This window comes from Micromonospora sp. NPDC005163, from assembly GCF_053599835.1.
Genome location: NZ_JBSFYP010000047.1, coordinates 41,892 through 52,536, shown reverse-complemented (window position 1 = coordinate 52,536; position 10,645 = coordinate 41,892). Strand labels below are relative to the sequence as shown.

At 70.1% G+C, this 10,645-nt stretch carries 8 protein-coding genes; 2 read left to right on the top strand and 6 right to left on the bottom strand.

Annotated features, from left to right (window positions below; genetic code table 11):
• Positions 1-122: 122 nt before the first annotated feature.
• The 5 genes from ACWD6N_RS26715 to ACWD6N_RS26695 all read right to left on the bottom strand — a co-directional run bounded on the left by ACWD6N_RS26715 (position 123) and on the right by ACWD6N_RS26695 (position 4,368).
• Complete coding sequence (locus tag ACWD6N_RS26715) at positions 123-1,700, bottom strand: MDR family MFS transporter (RefSeq protein WP_354962523.1); 1,578 nt, start codon at positions 1,698-1,700, stop codon at positions 123-125.
• Positions 1,701-1,770: 70 nt separating this feature from the next.
• Complete coding sequence (locus tag ACWD6N_RS26710) at positions 1,771-2,388, bottom strand: acyl-CoA-like ligand-binding transcription factor (RefSeq protein ID WP_354962522.1); 618 nt, start codon at positions 2,386-2,388, stop codon at positions 1,771-1,773.
• Positions 2,389-2,428: 40 nt separating this feature from the next.
• A complete protein-coding gene (locus ACWD6N_RS26705) occupies positions 2,429-3,271 on the bottom strand; it encodes an alpha/beta fold hydrolase (RefSeq protein ID WP_354962521.1) in 843 nt (280 codons plus the stop codon).
• The gene (locus ACWD6N_RS26700) at positions 3,237-3,599 is read right to left on the bottom strand and encodes a DUF4873 domain-containing protein (RefSeq protein ID WP_354962520.1); all 363 of its coding nucleotides are present in this window, start codon (positions 3,597-3,599) and stop codon (positions 3,237-3,239) included. The genes ACWD6N_RS26705 and ACWD6N_RS26700 overlap by 35 nt, the downstream gene beginning before the upstream one ends.
• Positions 3,600-3,639: 40 nt before the next feature.
• Positions 3,640-4,368, bottom strand: a complete 729-nt coding sequence (locus tag ACWD6N_RS26695) for a TetR family transcriptional regulator (RefSeq protein ID WP_387322150.1) — start codon at positions 4,366-4,368, stop codon at positions 3,640-3,642.
• Positions 4,369-4,416: 48 nt separating this feature from the next.
• Between ACWD6N_RS26695 and ACWD6N_RS26690 the strand changes: the two genes are divergently transcribed.
• Complete coding sequence (locus ACWD6N_RS26690) at positions 4,417-5,313, top strand: AurF N-oxygenase family protein (protein WP_354962518.1); 897 nt, start codon at positions 4,417-4,419, stop codon at positions 5,311-5,313.
• A gap of 51 nt (positions 5,314-5,364) precedes the next feature.
• Here the strand turns inward: ACWD6N_RS26690 and ACWD6N_RS26685 are convergent, their stop codons facing one another.
• Positions 5,365-5,916: a winged helix-turn-helix domain-containing protein gene (locus tag ACWD6N_RS26685; RefSeq protein ID WP_354962517.1), complete on the bottom strand. Its 552-nt coding sequence runs from the start codon at positions 5,914-5,916 to the stop codon at positions 5,365-5,367.
• Positions 5,917-6,240: 324 nt separating this feature from the next.
• Here ACWD6N_RS26685 and ACWD6N_RS26680 point away from each other — a divergent pair, with 324 nt between their 5' ends.
• On the top strand, positions 6,241-10,611 hold the full coding sequence (locus ACWD6N_RS26680) for a S8 family serine peptidase (RefSeq protein WP_450005240.1): 4,371 nt from the start codon (positions 6,241-6,243) through the stop codon (positions 10,609-10,611).
• Positions 10,612-10,645 lie beyond the last annotated feature (34 nt).

Below are 10,645 nucleotides of genomic sequence, written 5' to 3'. Positions count from 1 at the left end.
CCCTGATCCCCTCGCCCGGGCCCGGCCCTCGCGCCCGGCCCGAGCGGTCCGGCGGGGGGCAGGGGTGTGGGCGCAGTGCGGGGGCGGGCCGATCGGCCCGCCCCCGCCTGCTGTAGTACGGCTCAGTGAATCGCGGCGTTTGCGGCCGCCTCCTCCTGGGCGCGTCGTTCGTCCCCGCTGAGGGTGTGCAGGGGCTTTTCCTTGATGAACAGCACGACGATCAGCGCGATCAGCGCGATCGGCGCGCCGATCAGGAACAGGTCGGCGGTGGCGGTGCCGTAGACGTCCTGCACGATGCGCAGCACCGGCTCGGGCAGGGTGGACAGGTCGGGCACCTCGGCGGAGCCGCCACCGGCCGCGGCCGGGCCGAGTCGCTCGGTCGTCAGCGAGGTAACCCGGCTCGCCAGGACGGCACCCAGGGCGCTGACCCCGATGGCGCCGCCCATGCTGCGGAAGAACGTCAGCACGGAGGTGGTGGCGCCGAGTTCCTGAGCGGGCACGTCGTTCTGCGCGGCGAGCACGAGGTTCTGCATGAGCATGCCGACGCCGATGCCCAGCACGGCCATGTAGACCGACAGGACGACGACGCTGGTGTTGGCGTCGATGGTGCCCAGGAGCAGCATCCCGACGGTCATCACGGCGGCGCCGGCCACGAGGTAGGCCTTCCACCGGCCGAACTTCGTGATGAGCTGGCCGGCCACCGTCGACGAGACGAGCAAACCGAAGATCATCGGAAGGCTCATCAGGCCCGCGACGGTCGGCGACTTGCCCAGCGAGATCTGGAAGTACTGGGACAGGAAGACGGTGCCACCGAACATCGCGACACCGACCAGCACGCTGGCGGCGGTGGCCAGCGAGACCGTGCGATTGCGGAAGATGCCCAGCGGAACGATCGGCTCCGCCGCCCGCGATTCGACGAGAACGGCCAGCGCCAGCAGGACCAGACCGCCCAGGACCATGACGGCCGTCCAGCCCGATGCCCAGGGGAACTTGTTCCCGGCGAGGGACGACCAGATCAGCAGCGTGCACACGCCCGCGGTGATGAGGACGGCGCCCAGCCAGTCGATCTTGAACTTGCGGCGAGCCACCGGGAGGTGCAGGGTGCGCTGCAGCAGGACGATGGACAGGATGGTGAACGGGACCCCGATCAGGAAGCACCACCGCCAGCCCAGCCACGACGTGTCGACGAGCAGACCGCCGATCAGCGGACCGGCGATGGTGCCGACACCGAAGACCGCGCCGAAGATACCGGCGTAGCGGCCCAGCTCGCGCGGCGGGATCATCGCCGCCATGACGATCGTGGCCAGCGCCGTCATGCCGCCGGCGCCGATGCCCTGCACGACCCGGCTGATCAGCAGCACCTCGACGTTCGGCGTGAAGCCCGCGATCAGCGAACCCACCACGAACAGCCCCAGCGACAGTTGGATCAGCAGTTTCTTGCTGTAGAGGTCGGCCATCTTGCCCCACAGCGGCACCGTCGCCGTCATGGCGAGCAGTTCGCTGGTGACGATCCAGGTGTAGACGGTCTGGCTGCCGTTCAGGTCGGCGATGATCCGCGGCAAGGCGTTCGCCACCACCGTGGAGGCGAGGATGGACACGAACATGCCGACCATCAGGCCGGAGAGGGCCTGGAGAACCTCCCGACGCGACATGCGCGTGCCGACGTCGGCAACGTCAGCGGGCGGGGCGGTGGTGGTCATTGACGCTCCCTTTTCGGGGTCTTGATCGGAGTGGCTGCCCCCGGAACCTGATGCACCGGGGGACTGGTGGTCAGGACTGGTGTGGTGGATCCGGCAGGCCGGCGGCGACCGTGGCGAACGCCTCGTCCACGAAGTCGCGCAGGGGCCGGCTGTCGTCGGCGGCCCAGCGCAGCATCGCGGTGCGGAAGGTGGCACCGGCCACCGCGGTGACCAGCGCCGGGTGGCCGTGCTCGGGGTCGACGCCGAGGCGGGCGGCGAGGGCGGTGACCATGCCCCGCTCGGTCTCGATGTTCCCGGTCATCAGCCGGGGCACCAGCGCGGGGTTCTGTGTGATGACGGCCAGCCGCAGCCGCCACAACTCCCGGTCGGCCTGCATCGTGTCGATCGCCTCGTCGAGGGCGAGTCGAACGGCCTGCAACGCGGGCACGTGCGGTGGGGCGGCGGCCAGTCGCGCCACCACCGGTGTGCCGTCGAGCGCCGGGTCGTCGGTGAGCGCCTCGTCCTTGCAGGTGAAGTAGTTGAAGAAGGTGCGCGAGGAGACGTCGGCGGCTTCGCTGATCTCCTCGACCGTCACGTGCTCCAGGCCCCGTTCGGCGACCAGGCGCAGCGCGGCGGCGGTCAGCGCGGCCCGCGTCTGCCGCTTCTTGCGGTCGCGACGCCCGGTGGCGGCCTGGTCGGTATCGGTCACCCGGGGAGGCTAGAAGGCAAGTTGCGTACCGTGCAAGTTTTTATTCTGTGAAGTGATGTTCGTGACCCGCCCGATCCGCTCGACCGGTGCGGGGCACGGCGCCGGTGGTCTCCAGGATGAGCGCGGCGACCAGATCCGGGTCGTCGCTCATCGGTACGTGCCCGCAGCCGGGCATCGTCACCACCCGGGCCGCCGGCAGGCCGGCCCGGGCACGCTCGGCCTGGTGTACGCCGAAGATGCGGTCGCAGTCACCCCAGCCGATGGTCACCGGCACCGCCGCGTCGGCCAGCCGGAGACCGTCGAAGCGGTAGTCGCGGGCGGCCCGGGCCACGGCGCTGAAGCCGAGCCCACGCCGCAGGGCGAGCGCGTCGCCCAGCGCGCGGTCGGCGTCCAGCAGCCGTGGGCGGGCCACCAGCGGCGCGAAGCACATCGCCCGCAGGTACGCCGACCGCAACGCGACCCGCATGATCGGGGTGGGCAGGTACGAATTGGCCCGCAACATCGTGAGGATGGCCAGTGCCCGCCGGCGCTCAGCGGTGGTGAAGAACCCGGCGGGGGAGAAGGCGGTGGCCGAGGCGACCGCCCCGGTCGCGGCGAGTTCCAGGCCGATCGCCCCACCGAGGCTGTAGCCGGCCACGTGCGGGCGCTCCAGCCCCCACCCGGTCAGGATCGGCAGTATCCCGGCGACGGTGGCCGCCATGTCGGCGGGCATGCCCGCGTCGGGCACCGGAGAGTTCCCGAAGCCGGGCAGGTCGAGCGCGATCACCTCGTGGTGGGCGGTGAGCAGGTCGAAAACCGGCTCCCAGGCCTGGTGGCGGTGACCGATGCCGTGGATGAGCACGAGCGGTTCACCGCTGCCCGCGCGGCGAAAGTGAACTGTCATGACTACCCTTCCACGGAGGTCTGGCTCCATCACTTCTCCGGTAGCTCGGGCACGGAACCGGTTCGGCTGCCGGTGGCCAGGGTGGATCGCCCACGCCGGTGATCCGTACGCCGCCCCACGGGTCGACCTCGGCCAGCCGGGTGGGCCGGACCCGGTCGGCGATGCGCAGCTCGACGTCACGCCGGCCGGAGCGCAGCAGTTGCGCCACCTGCGGGTCGGGCTCGATTCGTCCACCCCAGTGGTAGCGGCCGTCGACCGGCTCCCACCGCCCGCTGAGGTGCACCCGGACGGTGGTGCCCGCGAGGCTCGCCGGGCCGTGGTAACTCACGCCGCCACCCGGTGCTGATGATTCGCTCGCTGACGCACGCTCATGGCGTGATCCGTTCGTGGGCGCGGGTGAGCTCGCGGGGCAGGTCGGCGCTGGCCCGTACGCCCTCGATCCCGTTCCACAGCAGAGCGGTCAGGTAGTCGGTGAGGGCTGCCCGGCTGATCGGCTGACCGTGCGTGGTCCACCAGTCGCCGACCGCCTGCACGAAGCCCACCAGGCCGTACGCCCACGGCTCGGCGGGGCCGGCGTCCAGCCCCAGCGCGCGCAGCCGGTCGCCGATCACGCGGGCCAGCCCGGCGGCGACCTGCTGGCTGGTCCCGGCGACGACCTGGTGGATGCCGGGATGACCGGACTGGTGCATCAGGAACCGGTAGAGCGTGGGCTGCGCCTCGATCACCCCCAGGTAGGCGTCGATCGTCGCCTGCACCAGGCCGCGTTCCTCGCGGACCTGCTCCACCGCGGGCGCCACGGTGTCGATGATCCGGGCCGCCACCACCTCGCTCACGGCGACCCAGAGTTGCGACTTGTCGGCGAAGTAGCGGTAGAGGACCGGCTTGCTGACGCCGGCGGTGGCGGCCACCTGGTCCATGTCGACCTCCGGCCCGTACCGCAGCAACGCCTGCACAGCGGCCCCGATCAGTTCCCGCCGTCGTTGCTCACGATGGTCGGCCCACCGGTCCCGGCGGCCGTTGCCCTTCGCCTTCCGGCCCTCGTCGGCGGCCGGGGCTGCCGGATTGGATCCATTGACATCTTTGAGCGGCGATTGCATGCTACTACTCGTAACAGTTACCTGACGTCACGTCAATATGGAGGGGCCATGGACGCGACACCGGCGGAATCGGAGCGCACCGCCGTCGCCGAGCGACTGCTCACGTCCTCGCTCCGCACCAGCTACGACCCGGTCGTCGAGATCGACTGGGACGCTCCGCACACTCCGGGCGCCTACTGGCTCCCGCCGCACCGCAGCAGCCTCTACGGCACGCCGCTGTGGGAGCAGCTCAGCGAGGAGCAGCGCGTCGAGCTGACCAAGCACGAGGTGGCCAGCGCGGCCAGCGCCGGGCTGTGGTTCGAGACGATCCTCATGCAGATGCTGATCCGGGAGTACTACGGCGCCGACCCGACCAGCCGGCAGGCCCAGTACGCGCTGACCGAGGTCGCCGACGAGTGCCGGCACTCCATCATGTTCGGCCGGCTGATCGAGGCGATGGGCTGCCCGGTCTACCGGGCGAGCACGGTGGACCATCACCTCGGGCGCTTCCTCAAGGCCACCGCCAGCGGCCCCCGGATGTACGCCGCGATCCTCATCGCGGAGGAGATCCTCGACGCGTTCCAGCGCGAGATCATGGCCGACGAGTCGCTCCAGCTGCTCATCCGGATGGTCTCGCGCATCCACGTGGTGGAGGAGGCGAGACACGTCCGGTTCGCCCGCGAGGAACTGGCCGCCGCGGTCGCGGCCACCGGCCCGGTGGGCATGGCGTACGCCCGCCTGCTGGTCGGTCGTGCCGCCGGCACGATCGCCAACCGCCTGGTCCATCCAGACGCGTACGCGGCGGTGGGCATCCCACCGGCGGTCGGCCGGGCCGCCGCGCGCGCCAACCCGCACTGGCGCGCCACCCTGCGCTGGTCGGCGGAGCGGGTGCACACCCATCTCGCGGGCGTGGGTCTGGTGGCCGGGCCGGGCCGTCTGCTGTGGACCCGCGCCGGGCTGATCTGACCGATCGACACCCGATGGTCACCGGGGCGCTGCCCACATCAGGCAGCCGCGTCAGGCCCGTCCGATCCGCGGCTCCTGGCGATCGGTCAGCCGCAGCCCGACGCCGCGTACGGCCTCGATCGTGGCGCCGGTGCCGAGCTCGTGCAGCTTGCGTCGTAACCGCTTCACCAGCGACTGTACGTCCGCCTTGCGCTCGCGCCCTTCGTCGCGCCAGACCGACCGGTGTAGCTCGGCGTAGCTCCAGACCCGAATCGGCACGGTGGTCAGGCAGATCAGCAGGTCGTGTTCGAGTCGGGTCAGGTCGACCTCGCGGTCCTGACAGCGGGCGGTGGACCGGTGCGAGTCGATGACCAGGGCGGAGCCGGCCGCGACGGCGGGCGCTGGCGGGGGCGGTGTGCCGGCGGGCTGCTGTGGAGTCGCGATCAGCCGGCGCAGCTCGTCGAGGTCGGCCACCAGCAGCAGCGGTGCGATGCCCTCGAGCTGCTCCGCGAGCCGGATCCGCTCGGTCGGCGACGAGGTCACCGCGATCAGCAGCGGGAACGGCTCGTCGACCGGCTCGGACCCGTCCAACGCTGCCTCGTCGTCCTCGGCCACAGCACCCACCCGGGATCCATGGGCATCATCCTGCCCACCTCGCGTCATGGTCCTGACAGTGTTGGGCAAGCGTGCCGCCAGCCTGGCAACCGTTAGCGACAAGTTGCTCACGGCAAGTTCTTGATCGTCCGTTCTTCTCGATCATAGTGTCCACTCGGGCAACCGGCGTGACCCGCGCGGTGTATGGGGAGGCATGAAGGGTTCGTCCGCTCGGTTCCATCGAGGCGGATCTCCCGCACCCTCACCATGGCCCATTTTTCACCCTGGGTTGTTCTGAGGGACGCAGCACCGATGTTCAGACGTCCACAATGGAGGCGCACAGCCAGATCAGTGGTGAGCGCTGGTGCGGCGATGATCCTCGCCGCGACATGTCTGGCCAGTATCGGCTCGGGCGCGCAGGCGGCGCCCGGCGGGACGGGGGCCGGCGCCGCTCCGGGGGACAAGATCCGACCGGAGCTCGCGAAGCAGCTCCAGGCCAAGAGTGCAGGGGACTTCTGGATCCGGTTCAAGGACCGGGCGGACTTGAGCAAGGCCAGCGCCATCAAGGACTGGTCCAAGCGCGGCACGGCGGTCGCGGAGGCACTGCGCAAGACGGCCGCCGACAGCCAGGGCAAGATCCGGGCCGAACTCGACGGATCGGGCACCAAGTACCAGACCTTCTGGGCGACCAACGCCATCAAGGTGAGCAGCGGCTCACTGGCGATGGTGCAGAAGTTCGCCGCCCACTCGGAGGTGGAGGGTCTCTACGCCCCGGTCGCCTACAAGGTTCCCGAGGTCACCAAGGGCACCGACGAGAAGACCGTGAACGCCCTCGAGTGGGGCATCGCGAACATCAACGCCGACGACGTCTGGAGCCAGTACGGCGTCACGGGCGAGGGCATCACCATCGCGAACATCGACACCGGGGTCCAGTTCGACCACCCGGCGTTGGTCGGCTCCTACCGCGGCAACAACGGCGACGGCACGTTCGACCACAACTACAACTGGTTCAACGCCGCCGGGACGTGCGCGACCGCGCCCTGTGACAGCAATGGCCACGGTACGCACACGATGGGCACCATGGCCGGCTCCGACGGCGCGAACCAGATCGGTGTCGCTCCCGGGGTCAAGTGGATCGCGGCGAACGGCTGCTGCCCCAGCGACGCGGCGCTGATCGAGTCGGGTCAGTGGATGCTCGAGCCGATGGACCTCAACGGCCAGAACGCGGACGCGAGCAAGCGACCGAACATCATCAACAACTCGTGGGGCAGCCAGAACCCGTCCAACGAGCCCTTCATGGAGGACGTGACGCTGGCCTGGGCCGCCTCCGGGATCTTCGGGGTCTGGTCCAACGGCAACAGCGGACCGGCGTGCCAGACCAGTGGTTCGCCGGGCAGCCTCGTCAGCAACTACTCGACCGGCGCGTACGACATCAACAACAACGTCGCTGGCTTCTCGGGCCGGGGTGTCGGACAGAACGGCGAGATCAAGCCCAACATCTCGGCGCCGGGCGTGAACGTCCGGTCGAGCATTCCGGGCAACGCCTACGGCAGCATCAGTGGCACGTCGATGGCCGCTCCGCACCTCGCGGGCGCGATCGCCCTGCTGTACTCGGCGGCCCCGTCGCTGGTCGGTGACATCAACGCGACCCGTGCGCTGCTCAACGGCGCCGCGATCGACAAGGCCGACGACCAGTGCGGTGGCACCCCGGCGGACAACAACGTCTACGGCGAAGGCCGACTGGACGCCCTCGCCCTGCTCAACGCCGCCCCGACCGGCGACACCGGCACCCTGGCCGGCACGGTCACCGACGCGGCCACCGGCAGCCCGATCGCCGGTGCCACCCTGACGCTCACCGGACCGACCGGCCGCGAGGTGTCCACCGGCGCCGACGGCAAGTACTCGACCACGCTTCCGGTCGGTGACTACCAGGTCGCCGTGGCGGCGTTCGGGTACGGCAGCACGACCAAGCCGGCGACCGTCACCGACGGCGCGACCACGACGCTCAACGTCGCGCTGACGGCGGTGGCGAGCGTCAACGTCACCGGAGCGGTCACCGACGGTTCCGGACACGGCTGGCCGCTGTACGCCAAGGTCACCGTGACCGGCGTGTCGGGCGTGTACGACTACACCACGCCGGCGAACGGCCGCTACAGCATCAAGCTGCCGGCCGGGCAGACCTACACCCTGACGTACGAGTCGCAGTACCCGGGCTACCAGACCGTCACCAAGGAGGTGGTGGTCGGCTCGCGCAACGTGACCGCCAACGTCGCGGTGCCGGTGAACACCAACACCTGCACGACGGCGCCCGGCTACACGTTCGGTTCCGACGGTGAGTACGAGACCTTCGACGGCGCCACCGTGCCGGCCGGCTGGTCCGTGGTGGACAACAAGGGCAACAGCCAGGTCTGGAAGTTCACCGACGACGGCAACCGCGGCAACCTGACCGGTGGCACCGGCAACTTCGCGGTGGTCGACAGCGACGCGTACGGCGCCGGCGGGAGCCAGGACACCTCCCTGGTCAGCCCGGTGGTCAACCTGACCGACGTCACGGCCCCGGTCATCCGGTTCAACCAGGACCTCAACCAACTGGCCGACGACACCGGCGATGTCGATCTGAGCATCGACGGCGGTGCCACCTGGACCAACGTGCTCCGGCAGGAGACGGACGTCCGGGGTCCGAAGGTCACCGAGATCCCGATCCCGCAGGCGGCCGGTAAGGCGCAGGTCCAGGTGCGGTTCCACTACTACGACGCCTCGTACGAGTGGTGGTGGGAGGTCGACAACGTACTGATCGGCAGCCAGGTCACCTGCGTGCCGGTCGACGGCGGTCTGGTCGTCGGTCACGTCCGTGACAAGAACGACAGCAGCTACGTCAACGGCGCCACCGTCACCAGTGCCGACCGGCCCGCCGAGAGTGCCGTCACCGTGGCGACCCCGGACGACCCAGGGCTGCCCGACGGCTTCTACTGGCTCTACTCGACCCTGACCGACACGCACAAGTTCACCGCGAAGGCCGGCAACTACGTCAGCCAGAGCAAGCAGGTCGACGTCCAGGCCGACTGGGCGACCGCCGCGAACTTCCAGCTCGCGGCCGGCCGGCTGTCGGTGGCGCCGGACCAGGTGAGCGCGACGGTGCAGATGCCCAACGGCAAGGCCAGCAAGACGTTCACGGTGACCAACACCGGCGGGGCGCCGGTCGAGGTCGAGTTCAGTGAGCGCGACAACGGGTTCGAACTCCTCCGGGCGGACGGGTCCCGGATGACCAGGCAGCAGGTGCTCGGAGCCACCGGCGCACCGGAGCAGCGGCTCACCGTCCCGACGTCGTTCGCCGCCAAGGCGTCCGGCAAGGCGGCCATGGCGGTCCCCGCCGCGGTCACCCCGCAGGCCGCACCGTGGACGGACATCACCGACTACCCGGCCAACATCATGGACAACCGGGTGGTGACGCTGGACGGCAAGGTCTACTCGATCGGCGGTGGTGACGGGTCCAGCTCGACCACGAAGAACTACGCCTACGACGCGGTTGCCCAGACCTGGACGGCGATCGCCGATCTGCCCGGCGCCCGCAACGCCCTGGCGGTGGGCGTCGTGGACGGAAAGATCATCGCGACCGGCGGCTGGGCGGACGGCGGCCCGGACGCGGCCACCTGGTCGTACGACCCGGCGGCCAACACCTGGACGGATCTGGCCGACAACCCGGCGCCGAGAGCTGCCGCCGGGCAGGCTGTCGTCGACGGCAAGCTGTACGCCATCGGTGGCTGCACCACGGCGGCCTGTACGCCGATGTCGAACACCGTCGTCCGGTACGACCCGGGCAGCAACACCTGGGAGACGATGGCGAACTACCCGAAGTCGGTGGCCTTCGCCTCCTGCGGCGGGATCGACGGCACCATCTACTGCACCGGCGGCAACGACGGGGCCGCCGCGCAGAAGGCCAGCTACTCCTTCGACCCGGGTGCCAACACCTGGACCGCCATCGCCGACGCGCCGGTCGACAACTGGGCCAGCTCGTTCGCTGTCGCCAGCGGCAAGCTCCTCGTCGTCGGCGGTTCGCAGGGCGGGGCCATCAGCAACGCCGGCTTCGCCTACGACCCGGGCACCAGCTCGTGGTCCAACCTGCCGAACTCCAACACCGCGCGGTACCGCGGTGGCGCGGCGTGCGGCTTCTACAAGATCGGCGGCTCGTCCGGCAGCTTCAGCGCGGCGCCGGACAGCGAGGTGCTGCCGGGCTTCGAGGGTTGCGCCGAGGCGGCGGCCGATGTCAGCTGGATGACGATCGACAAGTCGGCGGTCACCCTGACGCCGGGTCAGAACGTCACGGTCACCGTCGGGATGACGGCGAACGTGGACCAGCCGGGCACCTACTCCGGCTCGGTCGGCATCAAGGAGAACACGCCGTACACGGTGGCGCCGGTGGCGGTGACCATGACCGCGACGCCTCCGAAGACCTGGGGCAAGCTCATGGGCACGGTGACCGGGACCAGCTGCCAGGGTGCGACCTCGCCGATTGCCGGCGCGGTGGTCCAGGTCGACTCGTGGGCGATGTCGTGGACCTTCGCCACCGACACCCAGGGCAAGTACGCCTACTGGGTGGACCGTCGCAACAACCCGCTCACGATGATCGTCGCCAAGGACGGCTGGAAGCCGCAGACCCGTCAGACGAGGATCGACACCACCACGCCCACGGTGGAGAACTTCGGGTTGTCGCCGATCCGGTGCTGAACGCCTGACCGGTAAGTGACAGATCCGGCCCGCC